At 35.3% G+C, this 20,520-nt stretch carries 28 protein-coding genes; 4 read left to right on the forward strand and 24 right to left on the reverse strand.

Going from position 1 to position 20,520, the window contains the following annotated elements; translation table 11 throughout:
* Nucleotides 1-177: 177 nt before the first annotated feature.
* The 3 genes from ILA26_RS01890 to ILA26_RS01900 are packed head-to-tail and all read right to left on the reverse strand — an operon-like array spanning nt 178 to nt 3,082.
* Entirely contained in the window at nt 178-1,326 is a 1,149-nt protein-coding gene (locus tag ILA26_RS01890) for an aldo/keto reductase (RefSeq protein ID WP_292893485.1), read from the reverse strand.
* Between the two features lie 56 nt (nt 1,327-1,382).
* A complete protein-coding gene (locus tag ILA26_RS01895) occupies nt 1,383-2,237 on the reverse strand; it encodes an SDR family oxidoreductase (protein WP_292893488.1) in 855 nt (284 codons plus the stop codon).
* Nucleotides 2,238-2,242: 5 nt separating this feature from the next.
* Nucleotides 2,243-3,082, reverse strand: a complete 840-nt coding sequence (locus ILA26_RS01900) for an aldo/keto reductase (RefSeq protein ID WP_292893491.1) — start codon at nt 3,080-3,082, stop codon at nt 2,243-2,245.
* A gap of 61 nt (nt 3,083-3,143) precedes the next feature.
* Between ILA26_RS01900 and ILA26_RS01905 the strand changes: the two genes are divergently transcribed.
* The 4 genes from ILA26_RS01905 to ILA26_RS01920 are packed head-to-tail and all read left to right on the forward strand — an operon-like array spanning nt 3,144 to nt 6,044.
* Nucleotides 3,144-4,334 carry an MFS transporter gene (locus ILA26_RS01905; RefSeq protein WP_292893494.1) on the forward strand — a complete coding sequence of 397 codons (1,191 nt, stop codon included), beginning with the start codon at nt 3,144-3,146 and terminating at the stop codon, nt 4,332-4,334.
* 2 nt (nt 4,335-4,336) lie between these two features.
* A complete protein-coding gene (locus tag ILA26_RS01910; RefSeq protein ID WP_292893497.1) occupies nt 4,337-4,780 on the forward strand; it encodes a MarR family transcriptional regulator in 444 nt (147 codons plus the stop codon).
* A gap of 6 nt (nt 4,781-4,786) precedes the next feature.
* Nucleotides 4,787-5,809 carry a 7-cyano-7-deazaguanine synthase gene (locus ILA26_RS01915; protein ID WP_366514871.1) on the forward strand — a complete coding sequence of 341 codons (1,023 nt, stop codon included), beginning with the start codon at nt 4,787-4,789 and terminating at the stop codon, nt 5,807-5,809.
* A 49-nt stretch (nt 5,810-5,858) separates the two neighbouring features.
* Entirely contained in the window at nt 5,859-6,044 is a 186-nt protein-coding gene (locus tag ILA26_RS01920) for a hypothetical protein (RefSeq protein WP_292893503.1), read from the forward strand.
* A 242-nt stretch (nt 6,045-6,286) separates the two neighbouring features.
* Here the strand turns inward: ILA26_RS01920 and ILA26_RS01925 are convergent, their stop codons facing one another.
* The 21 genes from ILA26_RS01925 to ILA26_RS02025 form a co-directional block, all read right to left on the reverse strand.
* Entirely contained in the window at nt 6,287-6,739 is a 453-nt protein-coding gene (locus tag ILA26_RS01925) for a hypothetical protein (RefSeq protein WP_292893506.1), read from the reverse strand.
* A gap of 15 nt (nt 6,740-6,754) precedes the next feature.
* Nucleotides 6,755-8,176, reverse strand: coding sequence for an argininosuccinate lyase (argH, locus tag ILA26_RS01930; protein ID WP_292893509.1), 1,422 nt, complete (start codon nt 8,174-8,176; stop codon nt 6,755-6,757).
* A 69-nt stretch (nt 8,177-8,245) separates the two neighbouring features.
* Nucleotides 8,246-8,398, reverse strand: a complete 153-nt coding sequence (locus ILA26_RS01935) for a 30S ribosomal protein S27ae (protein WP_292893512.1) — start codon at nt 8,396-8,398, stop codon at nt 8,246-8,248.
* 9 nt (nt 8,399-8,407) lie between these two features.
* Complete coding sequence (locus ILA26_RS01940) at nt 8,408-8,728, reverse strand: 30S ribosomal protein S24e (protein WP_292893515.1); 321 nt, start codon at nt 8,726-8,728, stop codon at nt 8,408-8,410.
* Between the two features lie 13 nt (nt 8,729-8,741).
* The gene (locus ILA26_RS01945) at nt 8,742-9,251 is read right to left on the reverse strand and encodes a DUF359 domain-containing protein (RefSeq protein WP_292893518.1); all 510 of its coding nucleotides are present in this window, start codon (nt 9,249-9,251) and stop codon (nt 8,742-8,744) included.
* 9 nt (nt 9,252-9,260) lie between these two features.
* Nucleotides 9,261-9,437 carry a transcription elongation factor subunit Spt4 gene (gene spt4, locus ILA26_RS01950; RefSeq protein ID WP_292893519.1) on the reverse strand — a complete coding sequence of 59 codons (177 nt, stop codon included), beginning with the start codon at nt 9,435-9,437 and terminating at the stop codon, nt 9,261-9,263.
* On the reverse strand, nt 9,434-10,018 hold the full coding sequence (locus ILA26_RS01955) for a DNA-directed RNA polymerase (RefSeq protein WP_292893521.1): 585 nt from the start codon (nt 10,016-10,018) through the stop codon (nt 9,434-9,436). Before ILA26_RS01955 ends, spt4 begins: the two co-directional genes overlap by 4 nt.
* 36 nt (nt 10,019-10,054) lie before the next feature.
* Nucleotides 10,055-10,447: a PIN domain-containing protein gene (locus ILA26_RS01960; RefSeq protein WP_292893523.1), complete on the reverse strand. Its 393-nt coding sequence runs from the start codon at nt 10,445-10,447 to the stop codon at nt 10,055-10,057.
* Nucleotides 10,448-10,455: 8 nt separating this feature from the next.
* Nucleotides 10,456-11,670 (reverse strand): translation initiation factor IF-2 subunit gamma, encoded by a 1,215-nt coding sequence (locus ILA26_RS01965; protein ID WP_292893526.1) that lies wholly within the window; start codon nt 11,668-11,670, stop codon nt 10,456-10,458.
* Between the two features lie 62 nt (nt 11,671-11,732).
* Complete coding sequence (locus ILA26_RS01970; RefSeq protein ID WP_292893529.1) at nt 11,733-12,116, reverse strand: 30S ribosomal protein S6e; 384 nt, start codon at nt 12,114-12,116, stop codon at nt 11,733-11,735.
* 39 nt (nt 12,117-12,155) lie between these two features.
* Nucleotides 12,156-13,946: a translation initiation factor IF-2 gene (infB, locus tag ILA26_RS01975; RefSeq protein ID WP_292893532.1), complete on the reverse strand. Its 1,791-nt coding sequence runs from the start codon at nt 13,944-13,946 to the stop codon at nt 12,156-12,158.
* Between the two features lie 35 nt (nt 13,947-13,981).
* Nucleotides 13,982-14,434, reverse strand: a complete 453-nt coding sequence (ndk, locus tag ILA26_RS01980) for a nucleoside-diphosphate kinase (RefSeq protein ID WP_292893535.1) — start codon at nt 14,432-14,434, stop codon at nt 13,982-13,984.
* Complete coding sequence (locus ILA26_RS01985; RefSeq protein WP_292893538.1) at nt 14,431-14,592, reverse strand: 50S ribosomal protein L24e; 162 nt, start codon at nt 14,590-14,592, stop codon at nt 14,431-14,433. The genes ndk and ILA26_RS01985 overlap by 4 nt, the downstream gene beginning before the upstream one ends.
* A 14-nt stretch (nt 14,593-14,606) precedes the next feature.
* A complete protein-coding gene (locus ILA26_RS01990; RefSeq protein ID WP_042692817.1) occupies nt 14,607-14,813 on the reverse strand; it encodes a 30S ribosomal protein S28e in 207 nt (68 codons plus the stop codon).
* Between the two features lie 33 nt (nt 14,814-14,846).
* Nucleotides 14,847-15,215 (reverse strand): 50S ribosomal protein L7Ae, encoded by a 369-nt coding sequence (gene rpl7ae, locus ILA26_RS01995; protein ID WP_292844275.1) that lies wholly within the window; start codon nt 15,213-15,215, stop codon nt 14,847-14,849.
* A 447-nt stretch (nt 15,216-15,662) separates the two neighbouring features.
* Nucleotides 15,663-15,863 (reverse strand): histone family protein, encoded by a 201-nt coding sequence (locus tag ILA26_RS02000; protein WP_292893541.1) that lies wholly within the window; start codon nt 15,861-15,863, stop codon nt 15,663-15,665.
* A gap of 247 nt (nt 15,864-16,110) precedes the next feature.
* Nucleotides 16,111-17,307: a threonine synthase gene (gene thrC, locus ILA26_RS02005; RefSeq protein ID WP_292893544.1), complete on the reverse strand. Its 1,197-nt coding sequence runs from the start codon at nt 17,305-17,307 to the stop codon at nt 16,111-16,113.
* Nucleotides 17,308-17,350: 43 nt separating this feature from the next.
* Entirely contained in the window at nt 17,351-17,974 is a 624-nt protein-coding gene (locus ILA26_RS02010; RefSeq protein WP_292893547.1) for a stage II sporulation protein M, read from the reverse strand.
* A gap of 2 nt (nt 17,975-17,976) precedes the next feature.
* Complete coding sequence (locus ILA26_RS02015; protein ID WP_292893550.1) at nt 17,977-19,074, reverse strand: tryptophan--tRNA ligase; 1,098 nt, start codon at nt 19,072-19,074, stop codon at nt 17,977-17,979.
* 98 nt (nt 19,075-19,172) lie between these two features.
* Nucleotides 19,173-19,688 (reverse strand): tRNA-intron lyase, encoded by a 516-nt coding sequence (gene endA, locus ILA26_RS02020; protein ID WP_292893553.1) that lies wholly within the window; start codon nt 19,686-19,688, stop codon nt 19,173-19,175.
* A gap of 94 nt (nt 19,689-19,782) precedes the next feature.
* The gene (locus tag ILA26_RS02025; protein ID WP_292893556.1) at nt 19,783-20,496 is read right to left on the reverse strand and encodes a metal-dependent transcriptional regulator; all 714 of its coding nucleotides are present in this window, start codon (nt 20,494-20,496) and stop codon (nt 19,783-19,785) included.
* Nucleotides 20,497-20,520: the final 24 nt, after the last annotated feature.

Below are 20,520 nucleotides of genomic sequence, written 5' to 3' on the forward strand. Positions count from 1 at the left end.
CTTTTCATATAACAACTTATATACCTTTATAATAAATAGAGATTATCTAAGAGCATTTGGAAAGTAATACAATAATTTTTTAATTTTGCAAAAAAATTCTAAAAATTCAACAAACCCCCTTAAAAGTGCAATTCATCTCCCGGCTTAAAGAAGCCGGAGAATTCTTGCACAATAATGTTAAAATCCAAACAAGTCCTGTGCATCCAACATCACATCAACTATATGAACACTGAACGGACATCTAGGTTCACAGTCCCCGCATGCAATGCAGTCAGTTGCATTGAACTTTAAATTATTATAATGCTCTTGAATGCTTGCTGGAACCTCATCATGATTTTTTGCAAGATCAAACAATTTAGTCACCATTGCAATGTCAATTTCAGAAGTGCATGGCGCACAATGGCCGCAGTATGTGCATTGCCCTTCAAATGAGTGTTTTGGAGCATTCTTTAGAATTTCAGCATAGTCCTTTTCCGCTTCGGTTGCATTACAGTATTTCAATGACTCCTCAAGTTCGTCAACTGTTTTCACACCAACGAAAATGCTGTCAACTCCTTTCTGTTCCAGGCAGTAATGTATACATTGAATTGGAGTCAATGCAACTCCAAATGGAGAAGTCTCATCTGCCAATAAGTTTCCACCGGCAAATCCTTTCATCACTGTCAGTGCAGTGCCGTTTTTCTCACACAATTCATATATTTCAGCACGTACTGGATTTAAACCGAACATTTCCCCATCATATGCATCGTCTTTTCTGTATTCCTCAATGTCAGGCATTGATCCGAACATGTCGTATGCAGGATTGATTGAAAACATCAGAAGTTCAATTTCAGGGTTTTTGGCTGCCAAAAGACCGATATCAGGATTGTGGGTACTGAGTCCGATATGGGCGATTGTCCCTTCCTCTTTTAGCTTGCGAACATACTCGATGAACGGACCTTCCATTATCTCATTGTAATCTTCAATCTGGTCAACATAGTGAATCATACCGAAGTCCAAGGTGTCAATCTGGAACCTTTCCATAAAGTCCTCAAATGCAGGGATAACCTTGTCCATTTCACGGGTCCTTACATATTGGTTGTTCTGCCAGGTTGCTCCGATATGTCCTTGAATGACCCAGTTTTCACGGTTTGGCTTAATGGCCTTACCCAAGTGTGAGCGAACGTCAGGTTCACTCATCCAACAGTCCACAAAATTGATTCCTGCTTTTTCACATGCCTTGATTAGTTCTTCAGTATCATCATAAGGTCTTTCGACTAAAAATTCAGCACCAAAGGCAATTTCTGATACCTTGATGCCAGTGCTGCCCAATTCACGATATTCCATAATACTATCTCCTCAGTAATATTTAGGAACTTGAAATTAAAAAAAGTAATGGAAAATTATTGGATTTGAATATCCATTTTTCCACTGTGTATAGCTGCGATTGTACCTCCGTCAATGAGCAAGTCGATTCCAGTGACAAATCCAGCCTTATTTGAAAGTAAGAATTCACTTGCAAAAGCGATTTCATCAGATGTTCCAACCCTTTTGGCTCCACATACGTCAATCATGGCCTGATAGCCTTCGCCGTTTGCCTCAAACTCATCATATGCCAATGGAGTTACGATGATTCCAGGACTGATGGTGTTGATTCTTGCGCCCCTTTCTGCCCAGGAGTCTGCTGAAGCGTATTGAACCCTCAATTGGTTTGCCCTTTTGGAAACCACATAAGCAACACCTGAGTTGACGATGACATCTTCTTTTAGGCAGTCTAAGTCTTTTAGCTCATCGGTAGGAGTTACCCTGAGCAAGTGTTCATCTTCAGGAGTTAGCGGAGATGGCATGTAGCCTGTCATGGATGAGATGATTAATCCCGCTCCCCCTCTTGCCATTACCTTACCGAATTCATCTATTGCATAGGAGGTTCCAATTAAATCCAAGTCGATGATGTGCTGAGGGTTTGCCTGGTTTGGAGATGCTCCTGCTGTGTCAATGAAATACATCACAGGACCTAATGATGCAGCCTTTTCAGCCAATGCCCTGATTGAGTCCAAGTCCATTGCGTTTGTCACTTGAGTTTCAACGTCATAACCTGAATAGGTCAACTCTTTTTTAAGGGATTCTAGCTTTTCCTCATTGATGTCAGCCAGCAATATTTTCTTGCCTGCTGAAAATCTTTTAATGATTGCCATTCCCATGTCTCCTGCACCTAAAAGTACAACTACTTCCTTATTGTCATTTAAATCGAAATTCATTTTATCTATACTCCAAATTGTGAAATTGATTCTACAAATTCTGGTGTGTCAATGTATGCTATTGGCTCACCGGTTTCAAGCTCTTTAATTTTTTCCATGTCATCCTTTGTCAACTCAAAGTCAAAAACATCAATGTTTTCTGCCATCCTTTCAGGCTTTGCTGATTTTGGGAACACTATTATTCCCCTTTGGATGATCCACCTAATGATTACCTGAGCAACTGATTTTCCATATTTTTCACCGATTTCAGATAAAACAGGATTGGAAAATATTCCGTTTCTGCCTTCTGCAAGAGGTCCCCATGATTCAATCAGGGTTCCAAACTTTGCATGGAAATCCTCGGTTCCTTGCTGTTGGTAGAACGGATTAATCTCAATCTGGTTTACCATAGGCTTGATTTTAGAATGCAAGGCCAAGTTTGTGAATCTGCTTTCAGTGAAATTGCACACACCAATTGCCTTAACCTTTCCTTTCTCATACAATTCTTCCAATGCTCTCCATGTGCCGAAGACGTCACCTATATTTTGATGTATCAAGTACAAATCAATATAATCGGTCTGAAGTTTTTTCAATGACTCTTCACAGGCTTCCTTGGTTTTCTCATAACCGTGATGAGAATGCCATACCTTTGTTGTTATGAAAAATTCGCTGCGGTCAATTCCACTTTCGGCAATTGCTTCGCCTACCCCTTCCTCATTGAAGTATGCCTGTGCTGTATCGAAATGTCTGTATCCGACTTCAATCGCTTTCAAGACAGCTTCCTTGGTTTGTTGCGGAGGTATCTGAAACACTCCAAATCCAAGCTGAGGCACTTCAACGCCATTATCTAAAGTTACATAATTCATGATTTCACCTAAAGTTTTATATAATAATAAATTGTAAATTACTATATATAAATCTTTCCTAATGAAAGAGTTATTTTATGAAAGCGTTTGGAGATTCAACATGAAACATGAAAAATTAATTATATACATTATGATGTTAGGTACTTTTGGAGTGTTAAGTACCGAAATGGGAGTTGTGGGAATCCTTCCCCAAATCGCACAGTATTTTAACGTGGACATTACACAGGCAGGGCTTTTCGTAAGCCTGTTTGCATTGACAATAGCAATTTGCGGAATATTCATGCCATTGGTTTTCTCAAGGTTTGACCGAAAGAAAAGCTTCATTCTGGTTTTGGCAATATTTACAATTTTCTCAACAGTTGGAGCATTCGTGACCGACTTTAATATAGCATTAATCTGCAGAATAATCCCTGCAATATTCCATCCGATATACTGTGGCCTTGCATTGACTGTGGCCGCTGAAATAGTAGAACCCGAAAAAGCACAGAATGCAGTGAGCAAAGTGATTATGGGCGTTTCAGCAGGAATGATTGTTGGAGTTCCAATAACAACCTTTGTTGCAACAAACTTCGGATATCAGGCATCAATGCTCTGGTTCAGTTTAGTGACATTCATTGCATTAATCGCAACAATAATCTTTTTCCCAAGCCTTCCCGGAAAAGAGCAATCCTACGGAAACCAGGTCAAGGTTGCAACAACTGGAGTGTTCATAATATCCATTTTAGGAGTCATTTTCTTAAATGGAGGAATGTATACTGGATATGCATACATATCAGAGTTTTTAAACACAATAACAAACATCTTTGGAACCGAATTGAGCATAGTGTTATTTATCTATGGAATAGCATCAATCATTGGAAATTGGGTTGGAGCAAAGCTATTAACCAACAATACAAAAAGAACCGTTTTGATTTTCCCTATAGCATTCTCAATATTGATGGTTGGAATGTTTGTATTCGGCGGTTCTAAAATGCCTATAATAATATTGATGTTTTTATGGGGAATAATTGCAGGTATCGGAAACGATATTGCACAATACTGGATGGTTTCAGCAGCACCCGAAGCTCCTGAATTTGCAAATGGAATCTTTTTAAGCATGGGAAATGTTGGAGTGACATTAGGAACCACAATTGCAGGGGCAGTGGTTGCAGGCATGGGAGTTCAATATGTCATGATTGCGGCAATTGCAGTTATGGTTATTGATTTGATATTCTTATTTACCAGAACCACCAAATATCATATTGAGGGTTAAATATGACACTTCCAAGTCAATTTAAAAAAGAAAATGCTGAAAACATATTCATTTATCACTATGTTGAGGAAATGATAAGCGATTACAGCAATTATATTAATGAGATATTTGATGATGAGGACATTACAAAAGCTGAGCTTCCATTTTTAATTAGGATCCGTTTCACAGATACAACAACACAAAAGGAACTGGTCGAACTGTTCAAGGTCAGCGAAGGATACACCGCCAAACTCTTAAGAAAATTTGAAGACAAGGGATACATCACCCGAAGGGAAGACCCTGAAAACAGACGCAAGAAGATTGTTGAAATAACTCCAAATGGAATTGAAAAAACAGACAATGTGATTCATTTGATTGAAGGTTGGGAAAGCAAGGTTACCTCCAATATGACTGATGAGGAAATCATGCTCCTTAAAAGTTTACTATTTAAAGTAGTTGAGCCATAATTAAATATGATGTATACCAAGGAATTCATTTTAGATGAAGTAAATCAGATTCGCAGGGAAATAGGTCATGATGAAGTGAATATCTTCATTGAAGAGATGTATTTCAATGATGATGCCAATGAATTGTGGATAATCACAGAGGATCGCCCCGACAAGTCTGCAATCATCGGAAAAGGAGGATGGGTTGTTGGAAAACTTAGGGAAAAGTTAGGCCTTGAAAGCATACATGTCGAATCATATGGAGACTTCCTTAACAAGGAATACAAGTTGAAGCTATCCAAAAAGACAATCCATAACCTCAATTCAAACTTGATGGGACTTAATAACCTTGAAAAAACAATCGACAACAAGCTTGAAAACATCTACAGCTTCAACTTTGACGATTACTTTAAAAAGAATGAATTCGAAGAATCTCAAAATACCGAAGCAGTTGTTGCACTTTCAGGAGGTGTTGACAGCAGCTTTTCACTTATTTTAGCTAAAAAACTTGGATTTAATCCGATAGCCGTTACCATAGACCCTGGAACCATAATCCTGCCAAAACAGTTTAAGGAAAACATCAAACTGGTTACAGAATCACTTGATGTAAACCATGAATACATCAAAACAGACTACAGCGACATCGTCAACGAGTCATTTACAGGCAAGGTCCACCCATGCGGAAGATGTTCCAAAAACACCGGCGAACTTGTCAAGGAATATGCAAAAAATAAAGAAATTCCCATAATTATCTTTGGTGATATGCTTGCAACCGGTAGCCAATGCATAAATTTACAGGAGGACTCATTATATCGCTTGAACCTTCCAGCAAGTTTAAGTGTCGGCAAGCAAGAGATAAAATCCTTAATCAAAAACTATGATTTAAAGACATTCAAAGGATTTGGGTGTCCGCTCCTTTATGAGGTTCACAGGAAATTCCCCCACATGAAGAAATTTTCAATACAAAGGATTCTTAGAGAGACACGTTCAGGTGCATTGGAACCTGGCGAGGCACTTGACCTGATTTGGAGCTTTTACAAGACAAAGTAACCAAAATATTACATCAACTATAATAATGAGTTAATTGAAACTAGATATCATGATGCGAAAGATTTGTCCGAGATGCGGATCCCATAATGTCAAATGGATAATTCCGCAGAACTGGTCCCAATGGATCTGCTATGACTGCGATTATACAGGACCAATCATAGAAGGAAACCAGGAATTGGCAGATGAAATTCATGAAAATTACATGGAATCTAAAAAGAATGAGGATTCCGAATAAATAATACTTATTTTAAAAAAATCAGACTTATGATTGTTGAAAAGGGAGAATATGAATAGAAGCTGAGCTTTACTTATTGAATTCATTGAGGAACAAATACATAAGTTTTCTATAAACATATCTCCCCTAACAACATTCATGCTTCAATAATCAATGATTATATCCACAATAGTTATTTTGTTCATTACAGTATATAAAGTTTAGGTAAACCTAAAACTTTTTATGAATATAAAAAAATAAAATCATTGAATAGATTCAATGATTTCATTAACGGGATTAGTTTGATTGTTCACATTATCGTGCACTGGGAAAATGTAACTCACTGAATATGATGAGTTGCCAACATCAAATGAATAAAAAGAGAAATAAGACTCATTTTTAATGAAATTTTGTTGGTTTATGTCAATATCATTGGTTGAAGTGTAATTCTCCTCAGACAAGAATGTGAATCCTGAAGAAATACGGCTATTTTTCTCAAGGGCAAAATCTGAAGATTCAGATGGAACAATACTGATTGTATAATTATCAGATGCATTGTTTTTTAAGATGCAAGAATTATTTGTTGTTTTATTAACAGAATAATTGCCCGGAACATCAAATGAAATGCCTCCAACAGTAACCTCTTCAGCAAAAATAACAGAAGTACCTGCTGTTAAAATGAAAACAGCAAGTAATGCTAAAATTATTTTATTCATATAATTCTCCCAAAATTATATTCCATGTCTTTCAAATTCCTCATTTAAGAAATCTTTAATATTATCACGAGCAATTTCAACCATTTCCGGTGCAGGACCACCAGGAACCGCTCTGATTCTTACGTTTTCAGCCGGGTTTAAAGCCCTTTGAATTAAGTCGTCTGAAAGGTTCAATTCATCGAAGCCCAATTCCACTGCAATGTCATCAATGAATTTGGATGTGATGTCCTCTTCAGCCATGTCGCTTGCAGTTGCTTCATTAACGATTCTGCCAACAATTTTGTGAGCAGTTCTGAATGGAATTTGTTTTTCACGAACCATGATGTCTGCCAAATCTGTTGCAGTAGCAAAATTCTTACCTGCAAGTTCAGCACACCTTTCAACTTTGAATTCGACTGACAACAACATTTTAGTTACAATTGATAAAGTGTCTTGAGTTACTTTAATAGCATTCCATAAGTGAGGGGTTATTTCCTGCAAGTCCCTGTTGTATGTATATGGAATCGCTTTCATGATTGTTAAGATGGTAATCAATTCACCTGTAGCGATACTGGTTTTACCTCTTGCAAGTTCAGCTACATCAGGATTTTTCTTTTGAGGCATAATAGAAGAAGTTGATGAATATTCATCAGCCATTTCAATGACACCAAACTCATAGGTACTCCACAATACCAATTCCTCACAAATTTTAGCGAGAGTGGAAGATAATGCCACAAAATCGAATACAGTTTCTGCAATGAAATCCCTTGCGGAAACTCCATCCATTGAATTTTCCAAGTATGCATCAAAGCCAAGCAAATCTGTAGTCAATTGCCTGTTGATTGGAAAACTAGTGGTAGCCATTGCAGCTGAACCCAATGGATTTAAGTTGACACGCTTATATGTGTCAGCCAAACGTTCATAATCCCTTTTAAGAGCTTGGACATGAGCCATCAAATGATGTGCAATTGTGATTGGTTGAGCATGTTGCAAATGAGTAAAACCAATGAAAACATCATTCAAATGTTCACCAGCCATTTCTACAAGGCCTTCCATAAATTCTAAAATACCTATTTGGATTTCAATTATTTTTTCCCTTAAAACTAACCTGACATCACATGCAACCTGGTCATTACGTGATTTTGCAGTGTGCATGAAACCCGCTTCAGGACCTATTTTAGAGGTAACGTAGTTTTCAATAGCCATGTGAACATCTTCAACGGAAGGATCGAAAACCAATGCAGAATAACCTTCCTCTTTTAAAGAATCAAGAGCGCATAAGATATTGTCTGCAATTTTCTCATCAATGATTCCCTCATGCTTTAGCATTGAGGTGTGTGCAAAATTAGTTTTAATGTCTGCTTCAAAAATAATTTTATCCGCTTCAAGTGATGAAGTGTACTCAGCCGCTTCATCAGTCATTCCAGTCTTAAAACGACCATTTCTAATATTATCCAAAAAAATCCCTTCTAAAAAATAATTAAAATAAAAATAAATAAAAAAAAGAAATAAAGATTTTTAAAAATCTTATTTTTTCATTTCAGTGTATCCGCATTTACCACAAGCAACTCTGTCACCATGGTCAGCCATGAATACACCTTCACCGCAACGAGGACAAATTTGGTTTTTTCTTACAATTTTGTCGCCATCAATTTCATATAAATCAGATTTTTTTACCATTCAAATCACCTATTCTTCTGCTTCAGCTTCTTCTTCAGGAGCTTCTTCTTCAGGTTCTTCGTTTTTAGCCATTACATGTTTAGTTTCAATGTATTCTAAATCATCTACAGTTGCGTAAACTTTAGCATAACCTAAAGCTTTGGGTTCACCGTAGTGAGGTTGTACATTGTCAACAACAAGTAATTCTTTTTTAGTATTTAATAAAGCAACTAATTTAGATTTGATATCTAATACTTTAGGAGTTGCTTCCCCATCGTAATCAACGTAAAATTTGATTTCTTTTCTGTTAAATAATTTATTTTCTTTTTCTTCGATAAATTCGATTTCCATGATAAAACCTCATTTAATTTATTTCAATAAATCCGTCAATAAGCTTTTGAGCTTTATTTTTTAAATCACGAGCTTTTAAAAGTACTAATCCTTCGTTAGGCTGACCATATAAAATGGTAGTCTCAGGATTTGCCATCAAGATGCAAGGAAGAACTGCAAGATCTTCTTCCCCTGCTACTTCAATTACATAGCATTCGCCATTGCTAGATAATTCAAGAGCTTGGCCTATGGTTTCCCATAGATCATCCGTTAGGAATCCCGCAGGATTGTCCGCTTTTAATATATTATCAGCACGTATAACTTCATGAGTATGATTTTTTCTTTGAATTAAATTATCAATTATACCAATATTTGGATATAATTTATATTTTGTAAGATTAGCAAAAGTTGCGTCACCAACAGAAATTAGAAACTCGGAAGATTTAATCTCATCAATTGCATCTTCAAAGTCAGGATATAACTTACCTAAAGGTTCCTTAAGGTCTCTGATTAAATCCTTATTTTCTGTATCTAACTGTAACACAATAACACCTTATCTTACTCTTAAACAATATTCACCTGGAATTTGAATATTCAATTCCTTAGCTACTTTAGACTCTTCCGGGTCAGTTATAATCAAAAGACCGCTCCAGTTGTCGGAAGTTGGGTTTCCACAACTAGGACAATGATCTTTACTTGAAATCATTTTACAAACAGTACAAGCTTTCATTCTTTACCCTTCTTACTTTTTTGTTTAGCTTCTTCAATCCATTCAAACCTACCTAAATTGGTTTGTCTCATAGTAAGTGGAATTTTAGAGTTCCTACTATTTTCGATATTATTGGTAGATTCGTCTTTAATTGAAACGCTGACAGCTCTTGCTCTTACTAAATCTCCTTCATCTAAAGTTTTATTAGATTCTTTAGCAAGTAATGCTCCTCTTTTAGCATCATAATTAATATAATCATCAGTTACTTGAGAAACATGTATTAAACCATCCATAGGTCCAATTCTTACAAAAGCACCATAATCAACAATATCAATTACTTCACCATCAAAGATTTCATGTTGTTCTGGTTTAAAGAAAATTGCTTCGAACACAACATTATGATATGATGCACCATCACCCATAATGAGTCTTCCTTCACTAATTTCATCTATTGCATTAACACAAATAAGTAAACCAAGTTTTTTATCTAAACGACCCTCGTAAGTTTCGTTTAAAGTCTGAATAGCAACTTCTTCGAGAGGATTTTCAAATCTGTAAGGTGGTATTCTTACAGTGTCCTCAATTTTTGTTTTATAATACAAAATAATCCCTCATTTTTTTAATAAGTTTAATTAATATTATATTTTACCATCAACAGCAATATATTTTTTTTGCCTCAAATAGACAACAGTTATTCCGTTATTTTTTGCACGATTTTTTAATTCAATATCGTTTGTAGCTAAAACTTCTGAAACTCTAAGCAACGCATCATCCACAGTTTCATTTTCCAGTAATGAAATATCCTTTATTTCAACTTTTGAAGAATTAGCTAATTTCAAGGCCAAATTTGCATTTAACCTTGTTTTCCCTTTATTATTTCTTTTCAAACCCTTCAATTCATTGATAACAAAGCTTGGAGTTGTTAATTTATAAGAAGGTAATTTATTTTCAAGTTCAGTGATAATATCCACATTGAACTGAAAAGGAACCATAAAAAAATTGGTATCAATTACAACTTCTTTAGAGTCCATATTTACCTCTATTCAATAATACCATATCCAATTAATCTCCAACGAGCACCGACTCTACGACTTAAAGCCACCCTATCGCCTGGACTTGCACAAACAGGCAATTTGAGAGTAACATCAACAATGTTCTTCTTAGTTGAAGTAACAACACCAATTGTAGTTGTAGTACCACAATTAATCATCAATGGCTCTTTAATTTTAATTGGAGCTACTTCGCGCTCTTCTTTAGTACCTACAACACGGTCAAGTAAATTAGCTTCCATACTAAAGCTGTCTAAAACATCAGGCAAAGTACCTTCTTCACCAGCAACAGTTCCAGATAAAGAATCTGATTTAGTTAAGGATGGATCTAATTTAGTTGCAATACCAACAAGACCTCCAGGACCAATCTCTTCAACTTGCTCACCATTTGCCTCAAGACCAATAATCTCAGATTTCAAGGTAACTCTTTTACCGTTGTTGGTTGGACCCGGTCTGATTTCAATAGTGTCACCAAGTTTGAATGTTCCTTGAACTAATGTACCACCAATAACTCCGCCTTTAATCTTATCTGCACCAGAACCTGGTTTGTTGATATCGAATGATCTAGCCACATGCATTAATGCGGTATCATCGACATTTCTTTCCGGCGGTTGGATTTGTTTGAGCATAGCTTCAATCAAAATATCTACATTAGCTCCTTGTTGAGCAGATACAGGTATTATTAAAGCGTCTTCAGCACAAGTACCTTTAACAAATTCCTTAATTTCATTATAACTTTCAATAGCTCTTTCTTTTGAAACAATATCAATTTTATTTTGAACTACTATAACATCTTTTACACCGATTACGTCAAGTGCCATAAGATGCTCTTTAGTTTGTGGTTGTGGACAAGTCTCATTTGCAGCAATAACTAATACTGCACCATCCATAATTGCAGCACCAGATAACATAGTTGCCATAAGAGTTTCGTGACCTGGAGCATCAACAAAAGATACTTTTCTTATTAATTCAGTCTCACTTCCACAGTTTTCACATTTTTCAGAAGTAGTGTAACATTCAGGTTCATCACATTCAGGACATTTTCTGAATTCAATGTCCGCGTAACCTAAACGGATTGAAATACCTCTTTTTGTTTCTTCACTGTGAGTATCAGTCCATATTCCTGATAATGCTTTAGTAAGAGTTGTCTTACCATGGTCTACATGACCAACCAAACCAATGTTAACATCTGACTGTACGTTCACAGATAACCACCTTTTTAATATTTTTAATTCGACTTAAAAGTAAAATAAGAAAAATAGTAAAACTATTCTTCCTCTTCTTCACCAGCACCAAGAATTTCAGCTATTGATTTACTTCCAGCTTCAGTAACTACAGTGTTGATTTGTACGATATCATCAGCAATAGTGTTTCCTCTAACGGTTTTTCTTCTTTTAACACCATCAGCTTTAGGATGATAACCGACACCACCAGTTAATAAACTTTTGATTCTTCTAGTACCTGAAACATCTTTTTTCATAGTGAAACCGTTTTTGTCACTACCACCAGTGATTTTTAAAGTGTAACCATCTAAACCAACAATTCCACCATCAAATTCATCACCGATTACTAAACCGTTGAGTGCTTTAGCATCGTCTACTTCAACTTGATGAGTTTCAGCTTTTTGAGACACAACAACTTTGAATGCCATGGTTTTTCCTCCTATAATTATTTTATCATAATAAATTTATTATTCAAAAAGACCAAATTTACCCCAATCTGGATCTTGTTTACGTTTAATTTCAACGAACTCGTATAAAGTTTCAAATTCATCTTCAGTTAGTTTATCCTTGAATTCCCTTTCAATGAACTTATAATGTTTTTCAGGAATGTCCACGTATAGCTCATCCCCTTCATCGAAATGTTTTCCAACAATAGCGTCTTTGATTGCCATTGCAACCCTTTGACCTCTAGGAATGGAAGGTAATGTTTCACCTTTGTCTTCCATACTTGCTATTACTCCAACGTATTCACCATTTTTGTTAATTACTGTTTGACCTTGTTTAACAGTACCACTAATGGATTCAATACCAATAATAGCAGGTTTGCTTTGGCGGAAAACCAATTTAGGCAATGACATGAACTTTGCAGGTTTTATAATAGCATCATAGAAAGCCTTTTTCTTAGCTTTTTCAATTTCATCAATCCATGCCTCATAATCTTCAATTATTTGATAGATTACATCACCCTTGAATAATTTAACATCAGAATTTTCCAAATCATCCTGAGAATTAGGATTTACATTAACGTTAAAAGCAATGATTGCACCATGTGAATCATTTTCATTTAAAGCAATAGATGAATTAATAATATCTCTACGATTAACATCACCTATGTCAGCTTCACGAATAGGAATTTCCAATTCTCTTAATAACTTAACGATAGCTTCAAGAGAACCTAATGTATCTGCTTTAACTAAAATACCTTCATCTTCAGTACTGATGGTAATATCTTCAATCTCTTTTAAGATCTCTTCTTCCACATTCTCCTTATCACTTAATACCCTAAGCGGGGAACCGGAAACAACATCATCCAAATTCGGTGCAGCTATTTTAATACCCGCAGCTGCAACAACTTCATCGAATTTTCTGAATTTCTTTTTGGAATCTCTCATTTCCTCTAATGGAAGCGGTCTTAAGATAGATCTGATTTTAGTTGTTAAGACTTCATTTGAAGAAGTCATCAAAGCGATTTCATCATTAGTTCGTAAAACCCCATCATAAATGATACTATCAATAGTGAGACCTAAACCAACTTCTTCCTTAATTTCCAATACAGTACCTTTAGCCGGAGCATCTTCGTTAATTTCAAGCTGCTCTGTTAAATATTCCTGAGCAAGACCTAAAAGCATTGCCAAAACTTCAATGATTCCTTCACCAGACCTAGCACTAATCGGAATAATACTGATTTGTGAAGCGAAATCACTTATCCTATCGAATCTTTCAGATTGGAATCCTTCCTTGTAAAGGGTACCTACAATCTCATAAATTTTAGCGTCTAACTCTTGTTGAACACTTTGAGCTTGCTGATTAAAAGATTCTTTAAAGGATGCTCCTTCATGAGTCTCCCAACCAAATAACATGTCTATTTTGTTAGCAACTACAATGAATGGAGTTTTATACATTTTAAGAATATTTAATGCTTCAAATGTTTGTGGTTTAAAACCATCGTTTATATCAACAATTAAAACAGCTAAGTCAGCCAAAGCTCCACCACGTTTTCTCAAACTTGTGAAAGCTGCGTGACCTGGTGTATCAATAAAGAATAATCCTGGAATTAAATCTTTGATAGTTAATCTTGATATAAAGTTTCCACAGATTTCTTCAATAGTATCGTTAGGAATTTCAGTAGCACCAATGTGTTGTGTAATACCACCTGCTTCCTTATCGGCAATAGTACTACCTCTAATGTAATCCAACAATGTGGTTTTACCATGGTCTACATGACCTAAAACTGATACAATCGGGGATCTGATTTTCATAATATCTCTTTAATAATAAAATTTCTAAAATCTATCTATTCATAAATTAAATCGTTATCGATAATTTTGTAATCACAAATTTCATCTTCATTAAAGAAAAGTGCAATTTCTCTTTCTGCAGATTCAGGAGCATCGGAAGCATGAATAATGTTTCTACCGGTATCCATACCAAAGTCCCCTCTAATTGTTCCAAGATCTGCTTCTAAAGGATTGGTTGCGCCAACTAATTTCCTGATAGTTGTGATTGCTTCTTCTCCTTCAATTACCATAGCAAGGGATGGTGAAGAAGTAATGTATTCAACTAAACTTGGGAAAAATGGTTTTTCAGCGTGTTCCCCATAATGAGTTTTTGCTAAATCTTCATCAATTTGAATTAATTTACAAGCCACGATTTGAAGACCTTTTTCTTCAAAACGGGATAATATTTTACCCATAAGACGTCTTTGAACAGCGTCTGGTTTCATCATTACAAAACTTTTTTGAATCATTCTTTAACCCATTTAACTTTTCTTGGAACTCTTCCGAGTTTAATCATATTTTTTTCGCATTTGCTGCTACAAAAGAAATAAATTGTACCGTCTCTTTTGACGTACATTTTTCCTGTACCTTCTTCTATTTCTTTATTACAGAATGAACAAGTTCTCATGCTCTTACACCTTCTTAAGGAGTTCTAATTTCCTTAGCTTCTCTAATTGTATCAAGTAACATTAAGATGTCGCCTTCTCTTACAGGACCCATAATGTTTCTTGTTAAAATTCTTCCTTTGTCTCTACCATCGAGGATTCTGCATTTAATTTGCATAACCTCACCAGTCATACCAGTTCTTTTTAAAACTTCAATGACTTCAGCAGGAGTTCCTTCTTCCATTTAAATCACCGTAAATTCATTAAAAGAATTTATCTATTCTTTTAATTCAGCAACTTTTTCTACGATTTCACTAACAGCAGCTTCAGCGTCTCCAGCATCAACAATACATGCGGAAGCAGTACCAACAGTTAAACCTGCAGCTACACCAACTTGTTCTTTGGTAGGTAAGTATACGTAAGGAATTTCTTTTTCATCAGCGAGAACAGGAATGTGTGCAACGATTTCAGCAGGATCAACATCTTCTGCGATAACAACTAATGCTGCGTCTCCTCTTTCGATGAATTTGGTTACTTCGTTAGTTCCTTTTGCTACTTTACCGGTAGCTTGTGCGGTTTCTAATGCTTCTTCAGCTTGTTTAGCTAATTCTTCAGGTGTGTCAAATTTTACATAAATGTTTGCCATAAAATATACCTCCTTTTTCATCTGGCTATGCCATCCATCGGCATATATTATAATCCACATTGAATCATAATATTATTTAATTATCACTATCCCAATTACCCAAATTTGCCTATAGAGTAATCTAAGACAGTTTTTAATAATACTAATTCTTGAATAATTCATATATCACTAAATCCACAATCCCGAGAAAAAAATAAGAGGGATTAGACTTTCAATACAAATACTTCTGAATTTCAATAATTTTTAGCAAAACTAAAAATAAAAATTTAGTAATTAATGAAATAATTCTAGAGAACTAGACAATAATAAATTGGTTAGCATAGTATATAAATGTTTTCAAAAAATAAGCAAAAATAAGATTTTTTAGAACTAAAATTTTAGAATAAGATATTAAAAAAGTGTAAAAGAGATAGTATTTACATACTATCTAAAAGATCATTAACACATCTATTTGATTGCTAATTTTACGTCTTCTGCTTTTACAGTTTTTCTGCCAGCGTGGCGAGCAAATCCGACAGCTTTTTGTGCGATTTCGTTACCGTAGTCTTCGATTGCTTCGGTTAATGCTACTTTAGCGTCGTCGCTTACTCTTTGTGCACCAGCATTTTTTAAGATTCTGCCTACAGGAGCAATTGGTAATTCACTCATATTATACACCTCATTTAAATTTGTTAATAATAGTTTTTATTTGCTTATATATAAATCTATTGGTAATGAAGGGTCAAATCTTGATAATTTCACCATTACTTACCATGATATTTTAACATAAATAGTGACATTAATATCTTAAAGAATGTTTTTCATACATCACTTTAATTAAAAAATATAGAAAATTTGTTCGAAAAAATAAGAATTAAAAGAAAAAAATAAATTAAAAAGAGAAATGAAGAAAAATTTATTTGTTCATTAAAATTTTTCTTAAAGTGTCTATATCCGCATCAACCTCTGTAGGTTGGGTACATGCTTCAATAGCAGTGTTAGGATCTTTAAGCAAGTGTCCGGTAACTACACAGGTTATAGTTTCACCTTTATCCACAACACCTTCATCAACAAGTTTTTTAAGACCTGCAATGGAAGCTGCAGAAGCAGGTTCAACACCAATACCTTCTGTTCTTGCAAGTAACTTTTGAGCATCCAATATTTCCTCATCAGTCACAGTTTCAGAGTATCCGTTTGAATCATATATTGCATTCAATGCCTTGATGTCACTGACAGGTGCACCAATACGTATAGCAGTAGCAATTGTTTCAGGATTTTCTACAGGGACAACCCTTTTATCTCCTTTTTTGAACGCATTTGTAACAGGACATGCACCTTCTGCTTGAATACCAGTCATCATTGGCAAGTCCTTAATGAATCCTGCATCGTAGAATTCTTTCACTCCTTTCCAGATAGCGGAAATGTTACCTGCATTACCAACAGGCAATATAATCCTGTCTGGTGATTGCCATCCTAAGTCTCTGACAATCTCATAACCTATGGTTTTTTGACCTTCCAATCTGTAAGGGTTGATAGAATTTAATAAGTAAAGATGTTTTTCTAATGCAAGAGCAGTCATAGCTTCAAGTGCTTCATCGAAGTTTCCATTAATGGACATTACTTCAGCGCCGTGGAACATTGCCTGAGCCAATTTACCTAAAGCAACCTTACCTGAAGGCAAGAATACGATACAGCGTAAACCTGCACGGGCAGCATATGCTGAAAGTGATGCGGAAGTGTTACCTGTTGAAGCACAACCAACAGTATCTACTCCCAATTCCATTGCTTTGGTCATTCCAACGGTCATTCCTCTGTCCTTAAAACTTCCTGTTGGGTTGGATCCTTCTACTTTTACATAGAGGTTTACTCCGAGTTCTTTTCCTAATTTATCACATTTGCAAAATGGAGTTCCCCCTTCATCAAGAGAGACAATTTTTGTCTCATCAACAGGAATGCATTCTTTGAATTTCCATAAGTTATCTTTTCTACCATCAAAAATGTCTTTTGAAACATCGATTTCATTGACGAGCTCAAGTACGGACCCACATTTTTCACAAGTGTAGATCACTTCATCATCGTCGTATTCTTCTCCACATGAAACACATCTTATCATAAAAAATCACATATATATTTTTTAAAATTATTTTATATAAAATTTAACTAAAAACTGAAAGTATAAACTTTGCAATTGGTCCGGTCAAATAAACTTCAACAACCCCTGCAATCACCATCAAGACTGCAGCCACCAGCAATAAAAGGATAGCCTGCTTTAGCTTATCAAAATTATCAACATATGATGAATATAGCTGAGTTGAAAATGAACCGTCTTCCTGTTTTATGAATGTCTTAAAGAATCTTAAAATAAAATTAAATAAGACAAAACCTGATGCACAGGCAATGACGCATGCCGGCAATTCGAAAATGCCGTGAGGCACCAGCATCAGCAATGTAGCGAACAAATCATCCTGGATTGCAGTGAAATATCCTATGAACAATCCATTAAATGCCAAAATAACTGCTGAAAAACAGCACAAAATACCCATTATAAACATTATGAAGACTATTCTAATATTGTTAGAGAATATGCTGTGAAACGTTAATTGTATATTTCCAGAGTGCACCTGTTCGGCCATATTGTCCACTACAGGATTTAAGTAAGCATTCAAATAAGGCTCTAAAAAATAACCTGCAAGCAAAGAAATAAGAAGAATGGCTATTGATATTGAAATAGCTAATTTATTCTCAGTGAATGCCAATTTTATTTCTTTTTTAAAATCCATCATTATATCAATGTATTTGCAAGCTCTCTAGCTTCAACTTGCTTTTCGTGCAAATCATCCATGAACTCTTCCATGAGCTCTGCTGTTCTCATCTTGCATTCACCACAGCGCAGGGTTCCATTTAAGCAGTCATGTCTGATTTTTTCAAGTTCCTTGTCATCATCGATAAAGTGGTAAAGCAACATTTCATAAATAACACATTTATCCACTTCTCCACCTAACTCTTCCTGCTCTTTTAAGGTTTCCCTTCCACCGGTTTTAGCTGATTTGACCTTTTTAACTGCACTTTTGGTATCATCGTTAAGATAGATTGCAGTGTTTGGCTTTGAACTGCTCATCTTGTCACCGGTCAATCCGGTCAAGAACCTATGATATGTTGAAGCCGGTTGTATGAATCCGGTTTCCTCATGCAGCTTGTGAGCAATGTCCCTTGTCAGCCTGATGTGAGGGTCCTGATCTATTCCTACAGGTACAACAACCTTTTTTGGACCTCCAAATTCCTCGATTTGCGGAAGCAAAATGTCTGCAACCTGCATCAATGGCGCTTGGACATGTGCTATATTTGTTGAATTTTCAAATCCGTAAATTGATCTTAGTTGGCTGAAATTGGTCTTATTTGCAGCTTTAAATGCTAAAGTCTGCAATTCCTGATTTTGAGATTGTAGATAAACGTTAACATTATCCTTTTCAAGGTCAAGGCCCAATGCAATCCAATTTGTCAGGTATTCGTTAACCGCAATATCCCTACCCTTTTCAAAGCTCATGCCACGTGCGGCATAGGCTTCCAAATCCGCAATAGGAAGGGACAACATTGCACCCATATCTTGATACCATTTCAATTGGTCAACTACCATTTTATGACCTATATGCATTTGTCCACTCGGCATCATACCTGTTACAACTGCAAATTCCTTGTTTTGATTGATTAAATTGTTAATTTCATTGAATTCTCTGTGTCCGAATATAACTCCTCTTTGCATTAGCCTCTGAGGGTTCTTAATGTCATTTAATATATCTGAAATTTTACCGATACCAAACTGATTTACTAATTTATCATAATCTAGGGTAAATGATGCCCATGGATCAATTAAATCTGCCATATTTTCACCAACAATAATATTAAATTGATTTCATAATCAAAAATTATCAACAATAACCATAAAACTTACTAAAATATAAATGATTTCTTTAATTTAAACTAAGGTCTTGTCCATTCGACATTGTAATAGGTTATGTCAAAATCCTCATCAACAATAGCCAAGAGAAGTTTCTTGTTGACACCGTGAGAAACCCTCACATAACTTGCGAAATCAAGTGAGTTAATGTCATAGTTTTCAGATATGATCTTGACCAGATAATCTGAGTGACCTTGGCCGGGACCCCCTCCACGATTGTATAACCTGAACTCGGAACCATATTTGAATCCTGTCTTGATTACATATCCACGGTCTTTCAAATCTCTATAAACCAAATATTTTGCATAAACCTCTTGCTCTTTTAGAATGTCAATCAAATACCCGACACTGCATTCAACATCATCTTCATAAATGTCTAAACGACCCTTTTCAAGCAAATAACAGGCCTCAATCAATGAAAGGTGTAAAAAATCAGCTTCAATTTTCCCGAACTTGCTTTTTTCATGCAATGCAATCGGTCTTTTACTTCCTTCCACAATTTTTATAGAAACAATACCATTAGATAAATCTCCACGCATTAAAACACCATAAAAAGAAATAAATTATATTTAATGCTAATAACTTTGAAATAAATATTATATAAAATTTTTGTAAAAAAAAGAAGAAAGAAAGTTAAACTTTAATAAAAATATTGTTAGCCATTTCGGCCGGAATGTTTAACTCTTCATCATCAATGGTGACCAAATAATGGTTCCCAATACGATTTTCATTATATTCATATTTAAGATGCTGACCAACTTTAATGCCGTTGTCAGTGATTTCACCTAAAAGATCCTCATTTCCACGAATGAATGAGATTGTTCCTTCAGTACTTGAAGTTAACTCGGAAATTGACAATAAGTTAAATTTCCTATTAATAACTTGATCAAAATCTTTTTGTGAATAACATTGTTGGCAACTTTCAAAATCAAAATTACATGCAGGAATAATGTTTTCATCAGGACATAAATCAGGATGGTGCATCATTGTGCATAAAGCCCTTTCAGCTTCATCAGATAATGTATGTTCCATTTCACAAGCTTGGTCGTGGATGTTTTCCTCTTTCACTTTTAGGATATCCAACAAGAACTTTTCTAAAATCCTATGTTTTCTTGTGATTTTCTGAGCAATTTGCATACCATCATCTGTTAAAGTGGCACCTTTATAAGGAGTATATACAATATAACCCAAATCTTCTAATTTTTTAAGCATTTGAGTGACACTACCTGGTGCAATGCCTAAATCTTTTGACAACTGTGTTGTTGATACTTGTTCCCCGTTACTACCGTTACGGTAAAGAACTTCCAAGTATTCCTCAATGTTTTCACTTATTTTACCATCAGCCATGAAAGTCACCTACATCAATATTAA

Source organism: Methanobrevibacter sp., from assembly GCF_017940815.1.
Taxonomy (GTDB): domain Archaea; phylum Methanobacteriota; class Methanobacteria; order Methanobacteriales; family Methanobacteriaceae; genus Methanocatella.

What these genes read in the sequence shown, in the direction of transcription:
- ILA26_RS01920 (WP_292893503.1), top strand. Translation starts at nt 5,859, where the DNA reads ATGATGCGAAAGATTTGTCCGAGATGCGGATCCCATAATGTCAAATGG.
- ILA26_RS02000 (WP_292893541.1), bottom strand. Translation starts at nt 15,863, where the DNA reads ATGAGTGAATTACCAATTGCTCCTGTAGGCAGAATCTTAAAAAATGCT.
- ILA26_RS02015 (WP_292893550.1), bottom strand. Translation starts at nt 19,074, where the DNA reads ATGGCAGATTTAATTGATCCATGGGCATCATTTACCCTAGATTATGAT.
- ILA26_RS01915 (WP_366514871.1), top strand. Translation starts at nt 4,787, where the DNA reads ATGATGTATACCAAGGAATTCATTTTAGATGAAGTAAATCAGATTCGC.
- spt4 (WP_292893519.1), bottom strand. Translation starts at nt 9,437, where the DNA reads ATGAAAGCTTGTACTGTTTGTAAAATGATTTCAAGTAAAGATCATTGT.
- infB (WP_292893532.1), bottom strand. Translation starts at nt 13,946, where the DNA reads ATGAAAATCAGATCCCCGATTGTATCAGTTTTAGGTCATGTAGACCAT.
- ILA26_RS01905 (WP_292893494.1), top strand. Translation starts at nt 3,144, where the DNA reads ATGAAAGAGTTATTTTATGAAAGCGTTTGGAGATTCAACATGAAACAT.
- ILA26_RS01940 (WP_292893515.1), bottom strand. Translation starts at nt 8,728, where the DNA reads ATGGAAATCGAATTTATCGAAGAAAAAGAAAATAAATTATTTAACAGA.
- ndk (WP_292893535.1), bottom strand. Translation starts at nt 14,434, where the DNA reads ATGATTCAAAAAAGTTTTGTAATGATGAAACCAGACGCTGTTCAAAGA.
- ILA26_RS01890 (WP_292893485.1), bottom strand. Translation starts at nt 1,326, where the DNA reads ATGGAATATCGTGAATTGGGCAGCACTGGCATCAAGGTATCAGAAATT.
- thrC (WP_292893544.1), bottom strand. Translation starts at nt 17,307, where the DNA reads ATGATAAGATGTGTTTCATGTGGAGAAGAATACGACGATGATGAAGTG.
- rpl7ae (WP_292844275.1), bottom strand. Translation starts at nt 15,215, where the DNA reads ATGGCAAACATTTATGTAAAATTTGACACACCTGAAGAATTAGCTAAA.
- ILA26_RS02025 (WP_292893556.1), bottom strand. Translation starts at nt 20,496, where the DNA reads ATGGCTGATGGTAAAATAAGTGAAAACATTGAGGAATACTTGGAAGTT.
- ILA26_RS01910 (WP_292893497.1), top strand. Translation starts at nt 4,337, where the DNA reads ATGACACTTCCAAGTCAATTTAAAAAAGAAAATGCTGAAAACATATTC.
- ILA26_RS01970 (WP_292893529.1), bottom strand. Translation starts at nt 12,116, where the DNA reads ATGGCATTCAAAGTTGTTGTGTCTCAAAAAGCTGAAACTCATCAAGTT.
- ILA26_RS02010 (WP_292893547.1), bottom strand. Translation starts at nt 17,974, where the DNA reads ATGGATTTTAAAAAAGAAATAAAATTGGCATTCACTGAGAATAAATTA.
- ILA26_RS01895 (WP_292893488.1), bottom strand. Translation starts at nt 2,237, where the DNA reads ATGAATTTCGATTTAAATGACAATAAGGAAGTAGTTGTACTTTTAGGT.
- endA (WP_292893553.1), bottom strand. Translation starts at nt 19,688, where the DNA reads ATGCGTGGAGATTTATCTAATGGTATTGTTTCTATAAAAATTGTGGAA.
- ILA26_RS01960 (WP_292893523.1), bottom strand. Translation starts at nt 10,447, where the DNA reads ATGGACTCTAAAGAAGTTGTAATTGATACCAATTTTTTTATGGTTCCT.
- ILA26_RS01935 (WP_292893512.1), bottom strand. Translation starts at nt 8,398, where the DNA reads ATGGTAAAAAAATCTGATTTATATGAAATTGATGGCGACAAAATTGTA.
- ILA26_RS01925 (WP_292893506.1), bottom strand. Translation starts at nt 6,739, where the DNA reads ATGAATAAAATAATTTTAGCATTACTTGCTGTTTTCATTTTAACAGCA.
- ILA26_RS01985 (WP_292893538.1), bottom strand. Translation starts at nt 14,592, where the DNA reads ATGAGAACTTGTTCATTCTGTAATAAAGAAATAGAAGAAGGTACAGGA.
- ILA26_RS01900 (WP_292893491.1), bottom strand. Translation starts at nt 3,082, where the DNA reads ATGAATTATGTAACTTTAGATAATGGCGTTGAAGTGCCTCAGCTTGGA.
- ILA26_RS01990 (WP_042692817.1), bottom strand. Translation starts at nt 14,813, where the DNA reads ATGGAAGAAGGAACTCCTGCTGAAGTCATTGAAGTTTTAAAAAGAACT.